Annotated in this window: 19 protein-coding genes and 1 tRNA gene; 8 read left to right on the top strand and 12 right to left on the bottom strand. The window is 72.1% G+C overall.

The annotated features are described in order from the left end of the window. Entirely contained in the window at nt 1–1,329 is a 1,329-nt protein-coding gene (locus B7P34_RS11825; protein ID WP_106675805.1) for a PspC domain-containing protein, read from the top strand. Next, nucleotides 1,316–1,516: a hypothetical protein gene (locus B7P34_RS11820; protein ID WP_106675804.1), complete on the top strand. Its 201-nt coding sequence runs from the start codon at nt 1,316–1,318 to the stop codon at nt 1,514–1,516. The genes B7P34_RS11825 and B7P34_RS11820 overlap by 14 nt, the downstream gene beginning before the upstream one ends. 44 nt (nt 1,517–1,560) lie before the next feature. Here B7P34_RS11820 and B7P34_RS11815 read toward each other — a convergent pair whose 3' ends face one another. The 6 genes from B7P34_RS11815 to guaA form a co-directional block, all read right to left on the bottom strand. Then, nucleotides 1,561–2,238 carry a DoxX family protein gene (locus tag B7P34_RS11815; protein WP_223267754.1) on the bottom strand — a complete coding sequence of 226 codons (678 nt, stop codon included), beginning with the start codon at nt 2,236–2,238 and terminating at the stop codon, nt 1,561–1,563. Nucleotides 2,239–2,346: 108 nt separating this feature from the next. Next, nucleotides 2,347–3,372, bottom strand: coding sequence for a L,D-transpeptidase (locus B7P34_RS11810; RefSeq protein WP_106675803.1), 1,026 nt, complete (start codon nt 3,370–3,372; stop codon nt 2,347–2,349). Nucleotides 3,373–3,544: 172 nt separating this feature from the next. Next, nucleotides 3,545–4,339 carry a class II aldolase/adducin family protein gene (locus B7P34_RS11805; protein ID WP_106675802.1) on the bottom strand — a complete coding sequence of 265 codons (795 nt, stop codon included), beginning with the start codon at nt 4,337–4,339 and terminating at the stop codon, nt 3,545–3,547. A gap of 88 nt (nt 4,340–4,427) precedes the next feature. Then, nucleotides 4,428–5,327: an alpha/beta fold hydrolase gene (locus B7P34_RS11800; protein ID WP_106675801.1), complete on the bottom strand. Its 900-nt coding sequence runs from the start codon at nt 5,325–5,327 to the stop codon at nt 4,428–4,430. 158 nt (nt 5,328–5,485) lie between these two features. Beyond that, nucleotides 5,486–6,097, bottom strand: a complete 612-nt coding sequence (locus tag B7P34_RS11795; protein WP_106675833.1) for a Uma2 family endonuclease — start codon at nt 6,095–6,097, stop codon at nt 5,486–5,488. Nucleotides 6,098–6,234: 137 nt separating this feature from the next. Then, on the bottom strand, nt 6,235–7,836 hold the full coding sequence (gene guaA / locus B7P34_RS11790) for a glutamine-hydrolyzing GMP synthase (RefSeq protein ID WP_106675800.1): 1,602 nt from the start codon (nt 7,834–7,836) through the stop codon (nt 6,235–6,237). Between the two features lie 329 nt (nt 7,837–8,165). On the opposite strand from guaA, the gene B7P34_RS11785 reads away from it, so the two are divergent. Further along, complete coding sequence (locus B7P34_RS11785; protein ID WP_106675799.1) at nt 8,166–8,489, top strand: chorismate mutase; 324 nt, start codon at nt 8,166–8,168, stop codon at nt 8,487–8,489. Nucleotides 8,490–9,132: 643 nt separating this feature from the next. On the opposite strand, the gene B7P34_RS11780 is transcribed toward B7P34_RS11785, so the two are convergent. The 4 genes from B7P34_RS11780 to B7P34_RS11765 all read right to left on the bottom strand — a co-directional run bounded on the left by B7P34_RS11780 (nt 9,133) and on the right by B7P34_RS11765 (nt 16,112). After that, on the bottom strand, nt 9,133–10,989 hold the full coding sequence (locus tag B7P34_RS11780; protein ID WP_189382701.1) for a GMC family oxidoreductase: 1,857 nt from the start codon (nt 10,987–10,989) through the stop codon (nt 9,133–9,135). A gap of 59 nt (nt 10,990–11,048) precedes the next feature. After that, entirely contained in the window at nt 11,049–12,698 is a 1,650-nt protein-coding gene (locus B7P34_RS11775; protein WP_106675798.1) for a succinic semialdehyde dehydrogenase, read from the bottom strand. Between the two features lie 48 nt (nt 12,699–12,746). Further along, a complete protein-coding gene (locus B7P34_RS11770) occupies nt 12,747–14,432 on the bottom strand; it encodes a serine/threonine-protein kinase (protein WP_106675797.1) in 1,686 nt (561 codons plus the stop codon). A gap of 75 nt (nt 14,433–14,507) precedes the next feature. Beyond that, nucleotides 14,508–16,112 (bottom strand): serine/threonine-protein kinase, encoded by a 1,605-nt coding sequence (locus B7P34_RS11765; RefSeq protein WP_106675796.1) that lies wholly within the window; start codon nt 16,110–16,112, stop codon nt 14,508–14,510. Between the two features lie 162 nt (nt 16,113–16,274). Here B7P34_RS11765 and B7P34_RS11760 point away from each other — a divergent pair, with 162 nt between their 5' ends. Both B7P34_RS11760 and B7P34_RS11755 read left to right on the top strand, forming a co-directional pair. Further along, nucleotides 16,275–17,045 carry a MerR family transcriptional regulator gene (locus B7P34_RS11760; RefSeq protein WP_106675795.1) on the top strand — a complete coding sequence of 257 codons (771 nt, stop codon included), beginning with the start codon at nt 16,275–16,277 and terminating at the stop codon, nt 17,043–17,045. Next, nucleotides 17,042–17,248 carry a hypothetical protein gene (locus B7P34_RS11755; RefSeq protein WP_106675794.1) on the top strand — a complete coding sequence of 69 codons (207 nt, stop codon included), beginning with the start codon at nt 17,042–17,044 and terminating at the stop codon, nt 17,246–17,248. Before B7P34_RS11760 ends, B7P34_RS11755 begins: the two co-directional genes overlap by 4 nt. Before the next feature lie 1,009 nt (nt 17,249–18,257). On the opposite strand, the gene B7P34_RS39700 is transcribed toward B7P34_RS11755, so the two are convergent. Together B7P34_RS39700 and B7P34_RS11750 are read right to left on the bottom strand one after the other, a co-directional pair. Continuing rightward, the gene (locus tag B7P34_RS39700) at nt 18,258–18,506 is read right to left on the bottom strand and encodes a DUF6255 family natural product biosynthesis protein (protein ID WP_223267753.1); all 249 of its coding nucleotides are present in this window, start codon (nt 18,504–18,506) and stop codon (nt 18,258–18,260) included. Between the two features lie 2 nt (nt 18,507–18,508). Further along, complete coding sequence (locus B7P34_RS11750; RefSeq protein ID WP_106675793.1) at nt 18,509–18,841, bottom strand: hypothetical protein; 333 nt, start codon at nt 18,839–18,841, stop codon at nt 18,509–18,511. Nucleotides 18,842–19,001: 160 nt separating this feature from the next. On the opposite strand from B7P34_RS11750, the gene B7P34_RS11745 reads away from it, so the two are divergent. From B7P34_RS11745 to B7P34_RS11735, 3 genes are all read left to right on the top strand, one after another. Then, nucleotides 19,002–19,874: a helix-turn-helix domain-containing protein gene (locus tag B7P34_RS11745; RefSeq protein ID WP_106675792.1), complete on the top strand. Its 873-nt coding sequence runs from the start codon at nt 19,002–19,004 to the stop codon at nt 19,872–19,874. Continuing rightward, the gene (locus B7P34_RS11740) at nt 19,871–20,203 is read left to right on the top strand and encodes a DUF397 domain-containing protein (protein ID WP_106675791.1); all 333 of its coding nucleotides are present in this window, start codon (nt 19,871–19,873) and stop codon (nt 20,201–20,203) included. Before B7P34_RS11745 ends, B7P34_RS11740 begins: the two co-directional genes overlap by 4 nt. Further along, nucleotides 20,194–20,266 (top strand) — tRNA-Arg (locus B7P34_RS11735). Before B7P34_RS11740 ends, B7P34_RS11735 begins: the two co-directional genes overlap by 10 nt. Nucleotides 20,267–20,283: the final 17 nt, after the last annotated feature.

Below are 20,283 nucleotides of genomic sequence, written 5' to 3'. Positions count from 1 at the left end.
ATGACCGACACACCCACACCCCAGGACGCGCATCAGGCGGGTCCGGTTCACGGTGATCCGCAGGACGCCCGGCCGCCGCTGCGGCGCAGCCGTGAGCAGAAGGTGGTCTCCGGCGTGTGCGGCGGCCTGGGCCGCTTCTTCGACGTCGACCCCGTGATCTTCCGGGTGGTGCTCGGTGTGCTGGCGGTCTCCGGCGGCCTGGGCCTGATCCTCTACGGCTTCGCGTGGCTGCTGATCCCCCTGGAGGGCGAGGAGGAGAACGAGGCCCGGCGGATGCTCTCGGGCCGCGTCGAGGGCCCGGCGCTGACGGCGGTGCTGTGCGCGCTGGTGGGCTGCGGCCTGTTCCTGTCGATGCTCAACAACAGCGCGGTGATGTCCTTCGCGCTGATGCTGACGGCCGCGCTGGCCGGCGCGTCCTACTGGTCGCACCACCGTCACGAGCCCGGCGGCGAGGCCGCCGTGTCCGCGGCGCAGAAGGTCCACAAGGCGCAGAAGACGGCGGCGCCCCCGCCCGAGACCAAGGCGCCGCCCGCGCCGGGCGGCCCCTCCTGGTGGCGCGACCCGATCATCAAGGACGGCACCACGGGCCCGATAGGCGCCGGCACCGGCTATCTGTGGGGCCCGGACGACGGCCCGCAGGCCGCGGAGGAGCGGGCCCCGCTCAGGCTCCGCCCCGCGCCCGCCGTGACCCCGCTCGGGGGCACGCCGCTCGGCGGCTGGACGTTCCTCGTCGCCGTCGTGGCCCTCGCGCTCGGCACCGGCCTCAGCTGGCGCCACCAGCCGCTCGGCACCTGTCTGGAGATCGGCCTGGCCTGCGCGCTGGCCGTCTTCGGCCTCGGCATGACCGTCAGCTCCCGCTACGGCCGCACCGGCGGCGGCACGGTCGTGGCCGCCGTCCTCACCGCCCTCCTCCTGGCGGGCGCCGCGGCCCTGCCGAAGTCGGTCTCCACCCAGTGGACGCACTCCACCTGGCGCCCGGAGACCGTGGCCGCCGTCCGCGACGAGTACCGCGTGGGCAGCGGCGTGGGCGAGCTCGACCTCACCGGCCTGCCGTGGCAGCGGGGCGGCACGGTCAGCACCCGCGCGGAAGTGGGCGCGGGACAGCTCAAGCTGACCGTCCCGGACGACGTCACGGCCCGGATCACCATGGACGTCGGCGTGGGCGACATCCGCCTCCCCGGCGAGGCGCGCGACGACGTCGACGTCCGCCCGGAGCAGAAGAAGCACGTCACGCTGGAGCCGCAGGCCGGGAAGCCCTCGCGCGGCACTCTTGAGATCCGGCTCAAGGTCGGCATCGGCCAGGTGGAGGTGGACCGTGCGTCGTCATGACTTCGAGCCGGGGAAGCTGGTGGTCGGGCTCGTGCTGCTGGTGTGCGCGGCCGCGTATCTCGGGGCGGCCCGCGGGGATCTGCACTTCCCTTCGTACGCGCTGCTGCCCGTGCTGGTGGCGGGGTTCTGCCTCGCGGGCGTGGTGTCGGCGGTGACCTTCGCGATCCGGCGGCGCCACCGGCGGTAGCCTCCGGCGGATCGCGGGAGGCCTGCGTCACCGCCGCGGCCGGGTCACTTCCCGGAGCGGCGGGGCGCCTTGCCCGAGGGCTTGGCCGCCGGCTTGGCGGCGGCGGACTTGGCCGAGGGCTTGGCGGAAGGCTTCGCCGCAGGCTTGGCGGAAGGCTTCGCCGAGGGCTTGGCCGCCGGCCGGGACCTCTTGGCCGGCGGCTTGCCCGAGGGCTTGCGCGCCGGCCTGCGGGGCGACTTCCGCGCCGGTTTGAGGGCCCAGGGAACCGACCCCGCGTCCACCGACCACACCGGCGCCCCCGCCACCACCAGCGGCAGCCACGCCATCAGGTAGATCAGGTCGTTGCCGTAGTAGTACGGCGTGGTCTGCCAGCTGACGGTGAGCCAGAGGCTGAGGGAGATGAGCGCGCCGCCGGCCGCGGCGACGCGCGCGAATATGCCGAAGAGCGTGCCGACGCCCACCGCGAACTCGCCGAGGCCTATCGCGTAGCCGAAGCCCTCGGGGTTCTTCAGGGCGAGGTCCACCAGCCACGGGACGGCGGACGTGCCGCGCACCGTGCGCATCAGCTCGCCGATCGAGCCGGGCCCGGTGGCCGCCAGGAAACCGGAGTCCGTGAGCTTGTCGAGCCCCGCGTAGATGAAGGTGACGCCGAGGAAGATGCGCAGCGGCAGCAGTGCGTACCGCGCGCTCTCCCCCTGCTTCCCGCGCCCGATGAATGCCATGGCGTCCGCCGCCTCTCCGTCCCGCCTTGCCGGTCCTGGTCGTCACCCGAACCATACGGACGTGCGGCGGAACGCGTTCACCCCTGTGGATAACCTCAGTGGATAACCTCAGGCGCCGGTGCGGATTCCCAGCGCGCTGCCCTCCACCCACTCCTCCCAGCCGAGGTTCCAGTCGCCGTAGCCGTTGCCGAAGCGGTCCATCGGCTTCGGCTTGGTGCTGCCGGTGACCTGCACGACGTCGCCCTTGAGGCTCAGCCCGTACAGCCACTTCGCGTCGGCCGTCGACATGCCGATGCAGCCGTGGCTGACGTTCTCCTTGCCGAACGACTCGGCGTTGTCCGGCGCGGCGTGCACGTACTCGCCGCTGACCGTCTCGCGCATGCTGTACTCGTACGACCCGTAGAAGCCGTCGGGGTGGTTGCGCGGGATGCCGATGGAGAGCGAGTCCATGACGACCTTGCCCTCCTTGGCGAGGATCGTCTTGATCCCTTCCCGGGTGCCGAAGCCCTTGCTCTCGTCGCCGCCGCTGACCGGGATGGTGCGCAGCGTCTCGCCGTTGCGCACGACGGTCAGCTTGCGGGCCTTGAGGTCGACGGTGCTGACCATCGAGTCGCCGATGGTGAAGGAGACGGTGCGGTCGCCGGCGGCGGCCGTGCCCTCGGCGAGCTTCACGCCCGCCAGCCGGGCGTCCAGGGTCACCTTGGTGCCGGCCGGCCAGAACTTCTCGGGCCGGAAGTGGACGCGGGTGTCGCCCTTGGTCTCGTTCCAGTGCCAGGCGCCGGGGACCCGCGGCGAGGTGGAGACCTTCAGCCGGCCCTCGATGCCGGCGCGCAGTTCCTTGGAGACCTTCTGCTGCTTGAAGACGATCGCGATGGGCTGGCCGACGCCGACCTTCTCGCCGTCGAGGGGGGCGATCTCGGGCCGTACGACCCTGGCCGCGCCCTTGAGCAGCGCGGCCTCCGGGGCGGGCTTCTCGGTGACGGGCGCGGGGCTCGACGGGGCGGGCGCGGACGGGGACGGTGCGGAGGACTTCGCGGGCCGCTGCTCGGCCTCGGCTCCCCCACCGCACGCCGTGACGGCCGGCCCGGAGAGGGCGAGGACGGCGGACAGCCCGACGGCACGGGTGAGGCGCATGGTTCTCCTACCGGTTCACGGCATGACGGACACGACGGACACGACGGACACGACGGAGCCGAGGCGCGACCGCCCCGGCTCCCGACCATCGTAAACAAGGTAAAAGAACCGCAAAAACCCCCGGAAGGACGAGCCGCCCCCGCCGAACGGAGGGGGTGGGCAGGCCCGAGCCCTACCCCAGCAGCTCCGGCTCGCTCCGCGTGATCTGCTGGTACAGCGGCTGGTAGTTGATCCACGCCGCCAGGTCGTTGCCGAGCTGGTCCCGCGTGTGCCGGGCGCTTGCCTGGTCGATGTGGACGGGCTTCCCGGCCGCCTTCGCCGCGAGCTGCACCTGGCAGGAGCGCTCCATCGTGATGAACCACCACGCCGCCGCGTCCACCGTGTCCCCCACGGTCAGCAGCCCGTGGTTGCGCAGGACGACCGCCTTGTGCGGCCCGAGCGCCGCGGCGATCCGACGCCCTTCCTCCTCGTCCACCACGACGCCGGTGTAGTCGTCGAAGAGGGCGTGGTCCTCGTAGAAGGCGCACACGTCCTGAGTGATCGGCTCCAGCAGCTCCCCCAGCGCGGACAGCGCGCGCCCGTACGTGGAGTGGCTGTGCGCGGCGGCCACGACGTCCGGCCGCGCCCGGTGGATCTGCGAATGAATCGCGAACGCCGCCTGGTTGACGTGGTGGCGGCCCTCGACGACCTGCCCCTTGTGGTTCACGAGGATCAGGTCGCTCACAGTGATGTGCTTGAACGACATCCCGAACGGATTGACCCAGAAGTGATCCGTGAACTCCGGGTCCCGCGCGGTGATGTGCCCCGCGACGCCCTCCTCGAAGCCGAACCGCCCGAACAGCCGCAGCGCCGCCGCGAGCCGCTCCTTGCGGTGGCGCCGCTCGTCCTCGGCGGTCTCGTGTTTCGGAGGCATGGCGAAGTGGAGCTGATCGACGGGGATGGGGTCCGGTGCTGTTGCCTGCGACATGGCAGTGCTTCCTCCGGTTCTTCCATGGCTATGCAACGGAAGCTACCGCCGGGTACCCGCCGGGAACAGACCCCTGCCGGGAACAGACCTACGACGCGGCGGGCGCCGCCGTCGCGGCCGCCGTGTGCTCCAGGATCGCCTCGGCCAGCCGCCCGAGGTGCTCGCGCGGCAGCGCGTGCCCCATGCCCGGCATCGCCACCAGGCGGGCGTTGCCGATCACGTGGGCGATGTGGCGGGGGTGGGGCGGCGGGAAGACGGGCTCGGCGGAGGCGTCGGTCACCAGCACGGGGACGGTGTTGCGCGCCAGCTCCTCCGTGCGGTCCATGCCGGAGTAGTCGGCGCGGCCGTGGGCGGTGGAGACGTCGTAACGCCCCGCGTGCTCGATGATCAGCCGCTCCCGCTCGCGCATCTCGTCCGCGTGGAAGGGCAGTTCGTCACCGCTGAGCACCCGCCAGTGCTCCACGCGCCGGTCCAGCTCGGCCTCCAGGCCGTGGTCCTCGACGGGCAGGGCCCACATCTCCAGGACGTGCGGGGCGACGCCGGGCAGGTCGGCGGCGGCGATCTCCGTGCCGTCGGGCTCCACCAGCGGCTTCTGACTCAGCGCACAAGTCCCCATGAGGGTGGCGCTGAGGATGCGGTCCGGGTGGTCGGCGAGCAGCAGCTGCGCCAGCATGCCACCGAGGGACAGCCCGACGATGTGGGCGCGCTCGGCGCCGTAGGCGTCCAGGACGGCCAGGGCGTCGTCCGCGAGGTCGGGGATGCTGTAGGGCTGCTCGTCGAACGTCCAGGGGGAGCGGCCGGCATCGCGGTGGTCGTAGCGGATGACCCGGTGGCGGGCGGCGAGGGCGTCGGTGAGCTCCTCGGTCCAGCCGAGTCCGGAGGCCTGCGCGCCCATGATCAGCAGCAGGGGCGGGGCGTCGGCGGCACCGCGCTCTTCGGTCCACAGGTCGACGCCGGGGGCGACGGTGACGGTACGGGTGCGGGTCATGGGTCCTCCCTGGGTTACGGGTCCGTGCGGACCAGTAGGCGATACGATACGTCTCGTCTCGCACCTTGCCAAGATCCCTGTCGAATCCCCCCGGAAAACAGCGGCGCCGGCCTCCCCGTTTTCCTACGGGGAGGCCGGCGCGAAGCGCAGGCTCAGGCTCAGGCTCGGCTGGAACGACGCCGGTCGATCGCGGTGAGGTCGATGTCGATCTCGAACGGGACCGACAGCTTCAGCCGGTTGTGGAAGATGCCGCTCGGGACGTACGAGCGCGTCGCCGGATCGAGCTCGTAGACGTAGACGACCGGAAGACCCTCGTTCCCCTCCACGCGCCAGAAGTGCGGGATGCCGGCGGCTGCGTATTTCCGGGGCTTCACCTCACGATCACGGTCCTCGGAGTCCTCGGAGACGACCTCGACCGCGAGAATGACATCTTCCGGCTTGAGCCAGGTGTCCTTCGGGCCCGTGTCCGCCCCTGTCGGGACCACCAGAACATCCGGCTCCGGCCGGTTGCGTTCGTTCAGCCTGACCGTGAACTCCCGGAAGACGTCAAGCTCGTCGGGCGCCTGATCCAGGAGAGCGGTCTCCAGCAACCGCATGGTCCGGAGATGAAACGTGGTCTGCGGACTCACGAAGACGAGACTCCCGTCGATCAACTCAGTGTGCCGCGGCAAGTCCGGGAGCCGGTCGAGGTCATCGGCCGTCCAGCCCCCGGGCGGGGGAACCGGATAGTTGTACTGCTCGTCCAGCTCGAACTCGGGTGCGGCGCTCATGATTGCTCCCATACGACGGAGTCTCGCCCGTACGGCCAGCGTACCCACGCCAAACGCCGGTGCCGCCGCCCAAACGAATGGGCGACGGCACCGGCGTTCGATCAGAGGATCCGATCAGAGGAGGGGGAGCGGGAGGACTACTCCCACTCGATGGTGCCCGGCGGCTTGCTCGTGATGTCGAGCACCACACGGTTGACCTCGTCGACCTCGTTGGTGATACGGGTCGAGATCTTGCCCAGCACGTCGTACGGCAGGCGCGACCAGTCCGCGGTCATGGCGTCCTCGGACGAGACCGGGCGGAGCACGATCGGGTGGCCGTAGGTGCGGCCGTCGCCCTGGACGCCGACGCTGCGGACGTCCGCGAGCAGGACGACCGGGCACTGCCAGATCTCGCGGTCCAGGCCGGCCGCGGTGAGCTCCTCGCGGGCGATGGCGTCGGCCTCGCGCAGCAGGTCGAGGCGCTCCTTGGTGACCTCGCCGACGATGCGGATGCCGAGGCCCGGGCCCGGGAAGGGCTGGCGCTGGACGATCTCCTCCGGCAGGCCGAGCTCCTGGCCGACCATGCGGACCTCGTCCTTGAAGAGCTGGCGGAGCGGCTCGACGAGCTCGAACTCCAGGTCCTCGGGGAGGCCGCCCACGTTGTGGTGGGACTTGATGTTGGCGGTGCCGGTGCCGCCGCCGGACTCGACCACGTCGGGGTAGAGGGTGCCCTGGACCAGGAAGGCGACGTCCTCGCCGCCCGCGCCGGCCTCGGCCACGATCTCGGCCTGGGCCTGCTCGAAGACGCGGATGAACTCCCGGCCGATGATCTTGCGCTTGGTCTCCGGGTCGGAGACGCCGGCCAGCGCGTTCAGGAAGCGCTCCTGCGCGTCGACGACCTTGAGCTGGACGCCCGTCGCGGCGACGAAGTCCTTCTCGACCTGCTCGGTCTCGCCCTTGCGCATCAGGCCGTGGTCGACGTAGACGCAGGTCAGCTGCGAGCCGATGGCCTTCTGGACGAGGGCCGCGGCGACCGCGGAGTCCACGCCGCCGGACAGGCCGCAGATGGCGCGCTTGCTGCCGACCTGCTCGCGGATCGCGGCGACCTGCTCCTCGATCACGTTGCCCGTGGTCCAGGTGGGCTCGATGCCCGCGCCGCGGTACAGGAAGTGCTCCAGGACCTGCTGGCCGTGCGTCGAGTGCATGACCTCCGGGTGGTACTGGACGCCGTAGAGCTTCTGCTCGTCGTTCTCGAAGGCGGCGACGGGCACGACGTCCGTGGACGCGGTGACCGTGAAGCCCTCGGGGGCGGCCGAGCAGGCGTCGCCGTGCGACATCCACACGGACTGCTCCGCCGGCGTGCCCTCGAAGAGCGTCGAGCCGGTCTTGGTGACGTGCAGCGGCGTACGGCCGTACTCGCGCGCGCCGGTGTTGTCGACCGTGCCGCCGAGGGTGGCCGCCATCAGCTGGAAGCCGTAGCACATGCCGAAGACCGGGACACCGGCCTCGAACAGGCCGCGGGCGTCGTCGAGGCGGGGCGCGCCCTCCTCGTAGACCGACGAGGGACCGCCGGACAGGATGATCGCCTTGGGGTTCTTCGCGAGCATCTCGGCCACCGGCATGGTGGACGGGACGATCTCGCTGTAGACCCGCGCCTCACGGACGCGGCGGGCGATGAGCTGGGCGTACTGCGCGCCGAAGTCGACAACGAGCACCGGCTCCGCGGTGTTGTCGTGGGCGGCGGGGGGTGCTGCTGACACGGGAGCGGCCTTCCGGCGGTGGAGGAGGGGTCTGTATTTGTCGATTCTACCGGGGCGCCGGTGCTTGCTTTTGTCTCACCATCCGAAAGCACACCCGGCCCGCATTGGCCCCGGCGGCGCCCGCGGGCCATACTGTCCCCCATGCGCAAGCACCAGACCTTCGTCTTTACCTATGGCAACCGGCCCGTCCGGCTGCCATGGTCGTGCTGCTTGAGCAACTGACAAGCGACTTCCACAGGCGCCCCGGGCCGACAAGGCCCGGGGCGCCTGTCGCTTTTCCCGGGCCGTGCCGCTCCGGAGGGCCGCCGCCCCTTTTTGGAGGATCAGACATGAGCACCAGCACTGTGAGCAGCAGCACCCCGGACGCCGTCCGCACCGTCCCCGCCGAGACCGGCGCCCGCACGGCCGAGGCCGCCGGCGTGATCACCGGCGCCCGGCAGCGGATCGACGATCTCGACGGCAGGATCATCGGGCTCATCCAGGAACGGATGGCCGTCTCGGCCGTGATCCAGCAGGAGCGCATCGCGTCCGGGGGGCGCCGGGTGAACCTCTCCCGCGAGATGGAGATCATCGGCCACTACAGCGGTCAGCTCGGCAAGCCCGGCACCACGCTCGCCATGACGCTGCTGGAGCTGTGCCGCGGCCGCGTCTGAAGCACGCCTCGCGGAGACCCGCATCTGTGCAGGTGCCGCATGCGGGTTCGGAGGACCGGGCCGTCACGTCACCCGGACGGCGCGTGACCGTACGGCGGCCCGCTTCGTTGAGCCGGATGCCCGCGCCAGCCAGGAGCGGCCCACCTGAAATCCACGCGTGGCTTCCGCCCCTGTTCACCTGGGCGCCCGGCACCGACAGGGCGGATCCACCGGAGTGTGAGACGTGCGAGTGCGCGCGTCGTGGGACCTCACTCCGGTGCACGGCGACCGGTCAGCAGGGGACAGCAGCCCGGTTGCCACCAAGGACGGTCGGTTCCGGGGACGCCTGGAACCGACCGTATCCGGTCGAAACGGTTGCGCCGAGTCCGGCCCATCCCGCACGATGCCAGGAGAGCACAACCTCCTGGTCCCGCACCGCCATTGGTCGAACCAGTGAGGCAGTACGCCCCCGCACCACCGCGCACCACCCAGGACCAGCGGCGCTCCCCCCGGCGCCGCTCCGCGGCACCGACCCTGCCCTGACCTCGGTGCCGGCAGTCAAGGGCCCCGAGGCCGCCCGCACGCCCCCGCGGAGGCGGCCCGGGGCCCTTCGCCGTGTCATGCCGTGTCAGGCGCGGCATGCGTGTCATGCATGCCATGCGTGTCAAGAAGACCCGCACCCACGCCCGTTCGCCCGCCCCTCCGGCGGGATCACCGGCAGCAGCCGGAGCAGCGGCCGCCCCTCCGGGAGCGGCTGCACCGGCAGCGCCACCGGCCCGGCGTTCAACTTCAGCTCGCCGTAGGCCCCTTCGGGAACGGCAGGCCGTACGGGTGCGACCGCCTCGATCCGTTCGTACGCCTGCCCCTGCTCCGGACGCGGGTCGGGCTCGCCCTTGTTCGGCCAGAAGGACATGGCCCGTTCGGCCTGGGCCGTGATGGTGAGCGACGGGTTCACGCCGAGGTTCGCGGAGACGGCCGCGCCGTCCACGACCGAGATCCCCGGGTGCCCGTACAGCCGGTGGTACGGGTCGATGACGCCCTGCGAGGCGTCCGCGCCGATCGGGCAGCCGCCGAGGAAGTGCGCGGTGAGCGGGGTGCCCATCAGCTCGCCCACGTTGCTGCCGGGGAAGCCGTTGATCTCCTCGGCGAGGATGTCCGCGGCCATCGCCGCCGCCGGGATCTGCTTGGGGTTGGGCGCCCCGTGCCCCTGCTCGGCGGTCAGCAGGCCCTTGCCGGGGCCGCGCCTGCGCCGGTGCGTGGTGAGGGAGTTGTCGAGCGACTGCATCACGAGCCCGATGATCGTCCGCTCGGACCAGCGCCGGTTGGACAGCGACCGCAGCAGTTGCACCGGGTGCCGTACGCAGCGCGCCGCGAAGGCGACGGCCCGCGGCGACCGCGTCCCCACCGGCACCTGCAGGACGGACAGCATGCCCATCGCGTTCGACCCCTTGCCGTAGCGGACGGGCTCGATGTGCGTGTGGTCGTCCAGGTGGGCGGAGGAGGTGATGGCGACGCCCCGGGTGAAGTCCGGCCGGGCGCCGTCGTGCGCCTTGCCGTAGCGGCGGTCGTCGGTCTGCGCGCCCACCAGGGCCTCGGAGTTCGTCCGGGTCAGCCGGCCCAGCCCGGCCGGGATGCGGGGCAGCAGGCCCTTGTCCTTCATGGTGTGCAGCAGCGTCTGGGTGCCGTACGTGCCGGCGGCGATCACCACGCGTTCCGCGCGCAGGACCCGCGGCCGGGCGGCCCCGGAGCCGCGCCGCTTGTCGGTCGGGACGGTCACGACGCGGTAGCCGCCCTCCCGGTGCTCGCTCACCGCGACGACCGTGGTCATGGGGTGGACGACGGCGCCCGCGCGCTCGGCGAGGTACAGGTAGTTCTCGTTGAGGGTGTTCTTCGCGCCGTGCCGGCAGCCGGTCATGCACTCGCCGCATTCGGTGCAGGCCCGGCGGGCGGGTCCGGCGCCGCCGAAGTACGGGTCGGCGGTCTCCTCGCCGGGCGCGGCCCGGTGCGTGCCGGCGGCGTCCTCGCCGTCCCCGAAGAACACGCCGACCGGCGCCTTGCGGAAGGTCTCCCCCACGCCCAGGCGCTCCGCCGCGGCCTTCAGGTGGACGTCGGAGGGCGTCGTCGTGGGGTTGAGGCGGACGCCGAGCATGCGGCTCGCCTGGTCGTAGTGCGGCCGCAGCTCCGCCTCCCAGTCGGTGATGCCGGCCCACTGCCGGTCCTGGAAGAAGGCTTTCGGCGGCACATAGAGGGTGTTGGCGTAGTTGAGGGAGCCGCCGCCGACGCCGGCGCCCGCGAGGACCATGACGTTGCCGAGGAGGTGGATGCGCTGGATGCCGTAGAGGCCGAGCGCGGGCGCCCACAGGTAGTTGCGCAGGTCCCACGAGTTCCTGGGCAGGTTCTCGCGGGTGAAGCGGCGGCCCGCCTCCAGGACGCCCACGCGGTAGCCCTTCTCGGTCAGGCGCAGCGCGGAGACCGCGCCGCCGAATCCCGAACCGACGACGATCACGTCGTAGTCGAACACTGCTCTCCGTTCCTCCGGGTCGTACGAGAACGTGCGGCGCGTGCGGGGGTGCTTGGCGGTCAGCGCAGGCGCAGCGCCTTCAGCAGCCGCAGGCCCCGGGTCATGACCTCCGCGTACTTCGCGTCGTCCAGCCCGAAGGCCGGGGCGAGCGGTACGACGCGCTGGTGGGCGACCGTCTGGGCCTCGGTGTACTTGAGGATGCCTTCGGAGCCGTGGCGGCGGCCCAGCCCGGACTCGCCCATGCCGCCCATGGGGGCCCGCGCGCTGCCGTACGCGGCCGCGTAGGCCTCGTTGACGTTGACGGTGCCGGTGCGCAGCCGCGCCGCGACCGCCCGGCCGCGGCGCCCGTCCGCGGTCCAGACGCTCGCGTTGAGCCCGTACGGGGTGGCGTTCGCGAGGGCGACGGCTTCGTCCTCGTCCCGGAAGCGGTAGACGGAGACGACGGGCCCGAAGGTCTCCTCGCCGCACACGGCCATGGACGGCTTGACGCCGTCGAGGACCGTCGGCTCGTAGAAGAACGGGCCGACGTCGGGCCGCGGGCGGCCGCCCGCGAGGACGCCGGCGCCCTGCGCGACGGCGTCCTCGACGTGCCGGACCACGGCGTCCAGCTGGCGCTGCGAGGCGAGGGAGCCCATGTCGGCGCCGTAGGCGAGGCCCGTGCCGAGCCGCAGCGCCTTCGCGCGGGCGGTGAAGCGCTCCAGGAACGCGTCGGCGACGGACTCGTGCACGTACAGCCGCTCGATGGAGATGCACAGCTGGCCCGCGGACGAGAAGCAGCCGCGGACGGCGCCCGCGGCGGCCTTCTCGACGTCGGCGTCGTGGAGGACGAGCATGGCGTTCTTGCCGCCGAGTTCGAGCGAGGAGCCGATCAGGCGGGCCGCGGCGCCCTGGGCGACCTCGCGGCCGGTGCGCGTGGAGCCGGTGAAGGAGACGTAGTCGGCGTGCTCGACGAGCGCCGGGCCGACGACCGGGCCGTCGCCGATGACGACCTGCCAGACCTCCTCCGGCAGCCCGGCCTCGACCAGCAGCTCGCGCGCCCACAGGGCGGTCAGGGCCGTCCCGGTGTCGGGCTTCATCACGACGGCGTTGCCCGCCACGAACGCGGGGAGGGCGTCCCCCACGGACAGTTCCAGCGGGTAGTTCCAGGGGGCGATCTGGCCGACGACGCCGCGCGGGTGGCGCAGCTCGGTGACCTTGGTCAGGACGGGGAGGACGCCGGCGTGGCCCTTCGGCCGCAGGTAGGCGGGCCCCCTGCGCCCGTAGTGGCGGGCGCCGACGGCCACGGCCTGCACTTCCTCGTGGGCGTGCAGGCGGGCCTTGCCGGTCTCCGCCTGGATGAGGTCGAGGACCTCGGACTGCCGCTCCAGGAGCAGGTCGTGGAAGCGCAGCAGGACGGCGGCCCGCGCGCTCACGGGGACGGTCGCCCAGTGCTGCTGCGCCTCGCGGGCGCGCGCGAAGGCGGTGGCCACGTCGTCCGGGGTGGACTCGGGCAGCTCGGCGAGCTGCAGGCCGGTGAGGGGCGTGCGGCTGACGGTGCTGCCGGAGCCCACGACGGGGCGGGTGAGACGGGCGGCGAGGGCGGGAGTGACGACGTCGGCCGGAGTGCGGCTGCCGGGCGGGGCGACGGGGTTGCCGCCGGCGGGCGGGTGCCCCGCCGCCGCCGGTGCCGGTGCTGCTGCCACGGGTGCGGTGTGTGCCGAGTCCGTCATACGGGGGAGCGTATGACGGACTCCTACCGCTTGAATACCCGTGGGTAATTAGATCTTCGAGTCCTGGATCTTCATGTACTTGACGGCGCTCTCGAAGAGCTTGTCGCCGTCCTTGCGCAGCTGGCCCTGTTCGGGCATCCGGACTTCCAGCAGCCAGAGCTCGGTCCTGGCCTGGTTGATGATGATCTTGCTGCGGACGGCGCTCCGGGGGGCGTCCTCGTCGGAACCAGGGCGGTAGACGGTGAGCACCTCCGTCGCCTGCATGCCCTGGAAGGAGGCCGACTTGGACACGGTCGCCTTGGCGTCCTTGAGCTTGTTCGACGGATCGGCCGTGTAGTAGTCGGCGAGCCGCTTGGCTTCGACGTCGGCCGTGCCGATGTCCTTCGGCTCCCTGTCCAGCACGTTCTTGCGGCGCTGTTCGAGGGTGTCGCGGTCCAGGGAGACGGAGAAGACCCCGCTCGGATCCCGGAAGGACACCCACCCCTTGTCGACGTTGACCGACTTCACGTAGTCCTCGGGCACCGCCATCGACGCCCGCACGATCTCCGGCTCGTCGCGCACCTTCCAGTGCAGCGGGACGGCCGGGCCGACGGCGAACGGGTTGACGATCAGCAGCGCCGCGGCCGCCGCCACGGCGACCACGCCGACGCCGAGCCCCCACTGCGCCTTGCGGTTGCCGTGCAGGACGGGCGGGACCCACTTGCTGCCGGTGGGCTGCGCGCGCGACGCGCTGAAGGCGGACTGCTGCGCCGGCACCGGCTGGGCGACGGCCTCCAGCGTCCGGCGGATCTCGGCCGCGCCGGGGCGGGCCGCCGGGTCCTTGCTGAGCATCCGCATGACGAGCCCGCCGAGCGGGCCGCCTCCGCGCGCCGGCGCCTGCGGCTCCGCCGACAGGATGGCCTGCATGGTGGCCTGGGCGTTGGAGCGGCGGAACGGGGAGACGCCCTCGACCGCCGCGTACAGCACGACGCCCAGCGACCACAGGTCGGACTCGGGGCCCGGGTGCTGCCCGAGGGCGCGCTCGGGCGCGACGTACTCGGGCGAGCCGACGAACGCGCCCGTCTCCGTGAGGCCCTGCTCGCCCTCGATGCGGGCGATGCCGAAGTCGGTCAGGACGACGCGGTCGCCGCGGCCGAGGAGCACGTTGTCCGGCTTGACGTCGCGGTGCAGGACGCCGGCCTCGTGGGCGGCGCCGAGCGCGTCGAGGACGGCCAGGCCGATGCGGGCGGCCTCGCGCGGGTCCAGGGTGCCCTCGGCCAGCCGGTCGCCGAGGGAGTGACCGCGGACGAGCTCCATGACGATCCAGGGGCGCCCGTCCTCGACGACGACGTCGTGGACGGCGACGACCGAGGGGTGGGCGACGCGGGCCGCGGCGCGGGCCTCGCGCTGCATGCGCTGGTGGACGTTCTCCCGCACGGACGCGGGGAGGTGGTCCGGTACGCGCGGCTCCTTGACGGCGACTTCGCGGTCGACGACCTCGTCGTGGGCCTTCCAGACGGTGCCCATGCCGCCGTGGCCGAGGCGGGAGATCAGCCGGTAGCGGTTGCCGACGCGGCGGCCGGCGCCGGGCTCGGCCGCGGGGGCGGCAGCCGGAACGGATGGAGCGGCCAGGGCGGTCGCACTCGCCGGATCCGGCGGATTCGGCGGATTCGGCGGATTCGGCGGCTGAAGGTCGTAGCTGGTGGGCTCGCCGGCTCTGCCGGGCCGGTTCGGCTGTCCCCCGTCGTTCGTCATGGCCCCATCATTACCAAGGGCGCACGGGCAGGTGCACCTTGACGGTGCAAACCATCCTCTTACGGGTCTACGGAACTAAGGGCTTGATACCGTCCTGATCCGCACGAACGTCTCCAAGGCGACGTCGAACTGCCGCTTCGTCCGCTCCGCTTCCCCCGCCGGGCCCGCGACCCACACCTCGTACATCTTGCCGCCCTCGTCCCAGCAGATGTCGTACGTCCGCAGCGCCCCGCCGGCACCGCCCGCCCCGGCCTCGGGGCCGTCCCAGGTGAACTCCCAGGAGGCGCCCGGGTATCCCTTGCGCGTGGTCTCGCGGAGGGTCGCGGAGCGGTAGCCCGGGTAGCGCTCGGGGGCCGCGGCGGCGGAGGCGCGCAGGGCGGCCGCGGCGCCGCCGGGCTGGGCGTCCTGGATGACGACGGCGAGGCGGGTCCGCCGGTCCGGCGCGTAGTAGAAGACGCGCGGGGGCTCGAAGGAGCGGGTGAAGCCGTCCGGTACGGCGAGCGCGAACCCGGCCGGGTCCTGCACCGCGTGATAGCCCTCCGGGGCGTTCACGGGGGCGCTGGCCGGGGGTTCGCGGGTGACGGGCGGGCCGGGCGAGCGGACGAGGGGGCCGCTGGACACCTGCGCCGGACGGCCGCCTTCCGCGCCGCGCTCGGTCAGCAGGACGGCGAGGCCGGCACCCGTGCCGGCGAGGGTGACGACGGCGACGGCGGCCATGAGGACGGTGCGGCCGCGGGGGCTGTACGGAGCGTTGTGCGGGCGGCTGTACGGATGGCTGTACGGGGAGCCGCCCGGCGGGTACGCGGCGGTCCCTCCGCCCGGGCCGCCGGCGACCCTTCCGGAGGCCAGGTAGCCCCGTAACAGCCGCTCCGCTTCGTCGGCTCCCATCCGCCGCGCGGGATCGCGCTCCAGCAGCCCCTGGACGACGGGCAGGAGGGGCGCCGCGGCGTCGGGCGGGCGTATCTCCTCGTGGACGACCGCGTGCAGGATGCCGCCCAGCGAGTCGCGGTGGAAAGGCGTCACTCCACTCAGCGCCGCGCACATCAGGACGCCCAGCGACCACAGGTCGGACGCGGGCCCGGCGTAGCCGCCCGACATCCGCTCCGGTGCCGTGTACTCCGGCGACCCGACGAAGGCGCCCGTCTCGCTGATCGTCGTCGCGCCGCGGACCTGGGCGACGCCGAAGTCCGTCAGGACGACGCGGCCGGTCGCCGTCTCCAGCAGGACGTTCGGCGGCTTGATGTCGCGGTGCAGGACGCCGCGGGCGTGCGCCGTGCGCAGGGCGGAGAGCAGGGCGATCGCGATCCGCGCGGTCTCCCGCGGGCCCACCGGCCCCTCGGCGGCCAGCACTTCGGACAGGGCGCGCCCGTCCACGAGCTCCATCACGATCCAGGGCCGGCCGTCCTGCACGACGATGTCGTGGAGCGCGACGACGTTCGGATGACTGATGAGCGCGGCCGCGCGCGCCTCGCGGAGCGTGCGGTCGCAATCGGAGAGGCCGGCGGGACAGGTTCCGTTATCGCCGTCACTCTCGTCCATATGGAGTTCCTTGACGGCAACTTGCCGCTCCAGCAGCTCGTCGGTGGCACGCCATACGGTGCCCATGCCGCCGCGCCCGATCCGCCCGGAAAGGCGGTACCGGCCGGCGATCAGACCATCGTGCGCAGCGAAGGTCCCCATAGGCCCATCTTGCCCCACACTTTCCCGGCCCACGGCTACGCGGGGGGACGGGTTCCGGCCAGCCGGTGCGCTGCCGCGTTCACCTCGCGCCGCTTGCAGCTCACTCCGCTTCAACCTCACGCCGCTTGAACCTCACGCCGCGTGAGGAGGCATGGTGGCCTCATGAACGATTCCGGCACCTGGAAAGTGGGCGCCCTCGCCGAGGCCTGCGGGCTCACCGTGCGCACACTGCACCACTGGGACACCATCGGTCTGCTCAGCCCCTCCCGGCGCACGCCGGGAGGGCACCGGGAGTACACCGAGGACGACCTCGTCCGCCTCTACCAGGTGCTCGCCCTGCGGAGCCTCGGGCTCGGCCTGGAGACCATCGCCACCTGCCTGGACGGCGGCGTCGATCCGAGGCGGCTCGTACGGGACCACCTGGCCGGCGTGGAGGCCGCCCTGGCGTCCCTCACGTCCCTGCGCGAGCGCCTCCGGCGCCTGGACGCCGAACTCGCCGCGGGCCGCTCCCCCGCCACTACCGACCTCCTCGACGCCCTCCGCGCCACCGGCGCCACCGCCCCCGACCGCGCGCAGGCCCTCCGGGACCGCCTCGGCGCCGACCAGCTCCGGCTCCTCCAGGACCAGGCCGCCGCCGTCGGCCCCGCCGCGCACTACCTCCTGGAGGTCGAGTGGCCGGAGCTGTACCGCCGGGCCGAGCGCCTCCGGACGACCGGAGTGCCGCCGGCGGACCCCCGGGTACGGCGGCTGGTGGCCCGCATGGACGAACTGGGCGAACGCTTCTCCGGCGGCGACACCGCCACCTCCGCGGCCGTGCGGGGCGCCTGGCGCGACGCCCCGCACGCCATGTCCGGCGAGACGCCCGCCGCCACCGAGGGCTGGGGCGACCTGGCCGACTACCTGGACCGCGCCCGAGAAGGAGCCCCCGAATGACGTCCCGCGACTCACGCCGTACCGCCGCCGCCCTGATCCCTGCCTCCTTGATCCCTGCCCTGATCCCCGTCTTCCCGACGGCCCTGCTCGCCCTCCCGCTCTGCGTGGCCCTGGCAGCGGCCGGACTGCTCCCTTGGAGCGTCCCCTTCTCGGTGGCGGCGGCACTCGCCGTGCTGGTGCTCTACCGACACGCCCGGCGGTAGTGGGTGGTGTGTTGTGGTGCGGTTCCGTGGGTCGAGTGCGGGTTAGAACAGGCCGGCAGCGGGGGGAGGGGTGGGGGGCGCGGGTTCGGTTTTCGAGGTGTGCGGTGGGTGGGTGGTCGGCCGCCGTACTCCTGCCGTCACGGATGACGGGCGCGTGAGGAGACCTTGCGCATAGGTCGTGGCTGGCGGGGAGCTGGCTGCTGCCGCGATGTGGTTGCTCCCGTCGTGGGCGCTTCGCTAGGCGCGGGTGAGCGTCGTGGCCGAGCGGCCGGGTGCACGTGGAGGGTGGTTTCTGAGATAGGGGCCGCCCGGTGGGGCGGTTGAGGCGTACGGCTGCCGTCCTCAGCGCGGTTGTATGCCGAGCGGCCGCCGGACCGGGCGACTTCCGGCCCCCGCCGCTGGGTGGTGGGGCCCGTGAGGCGGCGGCTGCCCGGTGGGGCGGTTGAGGCATACGGCTGCCGTCCTCGGCACACTTGTACGCCGCGCGGCCACCGGCCCGGCGACTTCCAGCGCCCGCAGCCGAGCACTGAGGCCAGTGAGGCGGGTGCCACCCGGTGGGGCAGTTGAGGCATGCACTGTCGTCCTCGGCGCACTTGTACGCCGCGCGGCCACCGGCCCGGGCGACTCCCGGCCCCCGCAGCCGAGCGCCGGGACCCGTGAGGCGGGGGCCGCCACATGGGACGGCCGAGGCATACGGCCAACACCTTCCGCGCACTTCTACGCCGCCCAGCCCCGCCCCCGCCGGTGGATTCCCGCACCGAGAAGGCACCAGCCCCCCACCCCCCGCACTCGCCCGCCCAGCCACGACGGTGGCGCGCCGAGCGAAGCGCCCACGACGGCCCCAGCCACATCGCGGCAGCAGCCAGCTCCCCATCAGCCCAGGCCGATGGGGAGGTCTCCTCACGCGCCCGCATCCGTGACGGCACGAGTACGGCGGCCAACCACCCACTCAGCGCCGGACACCCGACGGAGCCGCACCCCCCACCCCTCCCCCCGCTGCCAGCCTGTTCTAACCCGCACCCACCGCCACGGATCCCAGCCCCCACCACACCACCTTCCGGGGCAAGTTCGCCATCCATGCCGCTGCGGCACTGTCCGCCTTGCGTGCGTCCCTCCGTTTCGGGGTCAGCGCGTGCGGGAGGCCCGGCGGCCTGAGGGCGCCGTAGTCCGTGAAACGGACGGTTCCGCAGTCGCGGCAGCGGGCCTCGCCCCGAGTGCGGGCGAACCAGCCGCCGCGGTGAGCGCATGTGCTCCGCACGGTCACGCACCCCCCATGTGCACCATGCGCCAGTGACGGCGCAGCAGGACGAGGGCCTCGCCCGTCGCGTACGGGTCGCCTCCGGCGGCGGCTTCGTTGTAGGCGTCCCTCAACTGCCCGCAGTCCACGCACCCGTACGTCCGCCGCATGGCCGGCCACAACCCGGCGGCCTCCCGGTCCTCCCGGGTGGCGAGCCGCAACGAGGCGAACGGCGCCTCCCATTCGAGCCCGCCTCCGGGCCGCCGCAACGTCACGCGGCTCCCCGCCGCCCCGATCACCTGCGCGATCTTTCCCTCACGGGTGTCCACCACGAACGCGCCGATCCTGTAGGTCATGGCCTCACGCCTCCCCGAGCTCCGTCTGCGACAGCGAAAACGATGCGCTCGCGAAAAGTTCAATGCAACCTTGCTCGGGATGATTAGCCCGAGTGGGTGAACAGGGGCTCACGAAGGGGCAGTTAGGGTCAGTAGAGTCGCTGTTCAGGGAGGTGATCGCGTGGCCGACGCAACACCCACGCTGCTACGCCGAAGGCTCGGCACGATCTTGAAGACCATGCGCATGAGAGCAGGACTGAACTTGGCGGACGCCGCCAAGCTGCTGGACCTCTACGGCGCCCCGTCGCTGAGCAAAATCGAGAACGGCAAGCACAGGCCGCCCGACTTGGACAAATTCTTCGCCGTGTACGGAGTCGAAGACGCTGATCGCATCGCCGAGACGCAGGAGATCGCCAAGCTCGCCAACAGCAGCCGGCAGTATGCCCTTTACACCCAGTATCGGGACGTCATCCGCTCACCGTTCGCCGACTTCATGGAGCTGGAGGAGATCGCCACCCGCACCGACGCCTACGGCGCTCTCGTCATCCCCGGGTTGCTACAAACAGTCGACTATGCCCACGCGGTCATCGAGGGCAGCAGCGTATGGAAGACCATGCGCGAGGTGCGCGCCTTCGCCGAGTTGCGCATGAAGCGCCAAGGGATCCTTGTCCACAACGCCGAATCAGACAGACCTCCACTCACGCTGAGGTGCGTACTTGACGAAGCCTGCTTGAGGCGAGAGGTGGGTGGCCGCGGAGTGCTCCGAGGTCAGCTTGAGCATCTCCTCACCGTATCGATGCAGCCGAATATTGAACTGCAGGTTCTCCCATTCGCGGCAGGGGCGCACACTGGAATCAACGGCGCCTACACGGTCTTCAACTTCCACGTCGGTGAGCCGGTCGTCGCCGTCGAGCCTCTCGCGAAGTCCATCTACCTGGAAGAGGACGCTCACGTCGTGCGGTACGCCATCGCATTCGAGCACTTGCAGGCCCAGGCGCTGGACCCGGAGATGTCCCGCGACTTCATCCGCAGGATCGCCAAGGAGACCCAGTGAGGTTCAAGAAGAGCACCCACAGCGCAGCGGCTGAGGACTGCGTGGAGATCGCCCTGCCCGACGGCATACGCGCCCCCGGCCCCATACTCATACGCGACTCAAAGCGGCCCGAAGGGCCGACCCTCCGCGTCGCCGCCCAGCCGTATCGTTCCTTCACCCGCGCCCTGAGCCGCGGCACCCTCGGCGCGCCGCGCGGCGACCTCCCCGGCGGGCGCCGTAGTGAGATCGTCACCGAGGGTGGCGGTAAAAAGCACCCCTGCGGGTCGGGTAATATTGTCCCCGCAACGCCGACGAGTGGTAGCCATCACTCCGAAGCCGAGCGCTCGTAGCTTAACGGATAGAGCACTTGACTACGGATCAAGAGGTTGCAGGTTCGAATCCTGCCGAGCGCACACTTTCCTGAGAGGGG

The organism is Streptosporangium nondiastaticum (assembly GCF_003011965.1).
Classification (GTDB): Bacteria; Actinomycetota; Actinomycetes; order Streptomycetales; family Streptomycetaceae; genus Streptomyces; species Streptomyces nondiastaticus.
The sequence above is the reverse complement of the archived record's forward strand: the minus strand, read 5'-3'. Positions and strand labels throughout refer to the sequence as shown.

Coding starts and splice junctions, on each gene's coding strand:
- B7P34_RS11825 (WP_106675805.1), top strand. CDS start 1: ATGACCGACACACCCACACCCCAGGACGCGCATCAGGCGGGTCCGGTT.
- B7P34_RS11815 (WP_223267754.1), bottom strand. CDS start 2,238: ATGGCATTCATCGGGCGCGGGAAGCAGGGGGAGAGCGCGCGGTACGCA.
- B7P34_RS11810 (WP_106675803.1), bottom strand. CDS start 3,372: ATGCGCCTCACCCGTGCCGTCGGGCTGTCCGCCGTCCTCGCCCTCTCC.
- B7P34_RS11805 (WP_106675802.1), bottom strand. CDS start 4,339: ATGTCGCAGGCAACAGCACCGGACCCCATCCCCGTCGATCAGCTCCAC.
- B7P34_RS11800 (WP_106675801.1), bottom strand. CDS start 5,327: ATGACCCGCACCCGTACCGTCACCGTCGCCCCCGGCGTCGACCTGTGG.
- B7P34_RS11795 (WP_106675833.1), bottom strand. CDS start 6,097: ATGAGCGCCGCACCCGAGTTCGAGCTGGACGAGCAGTACAACTATCCG.
- B7P34_RS11785 (WP_106675799.1), top strand. CDS start 8,166: ATGAGCACCAGCACTGTGAGCAGCAGCACCCCGGACGCCGTCCGCACC.
- B7P34_RS11775 (WP_106675798.1), bottom strand. CDS start 12,698: ATGACGGACTCGGCACACACCGCACCCGTGGCAGCAGCACCGGCACCG.
- B7P34_RS11770 (WP_106675797.1), bottom strand. CDS start 14,432: ATGACGAACGACGGGGGACAGCCGAACCGGCCCGGCAGAGCCGGCGAG.
- B7P34_RS11765 (WP_106675796.1), bottom strand. CDS start 16,112: ATGGGGACCTTCGCTGCGCACGATGGTCTGATCGCCGGCCGGTACCGC.
- B7P34_RS11760 (WP_106675795.1), top strand. CDS start 16,275: ATGAACGATTCCGGCACCTGGAAAGTGGGCGCCCTCGCCGAGGCCTGC.
- B7P34_RS11755 (WP_106675794.1), top strand. CDS start 17,042: ATGACGTCCCGCGACTCACGCCGTACCGCCGCCGCCCTGATCCCTGCC.
- B7P34_RS11750 (WP_106675793.1), bottom strand. CDS start 18,841: ATGACCTACAGGATCGGCGCGTTCGTGGTGGACACCCGTGAGGGAAAG.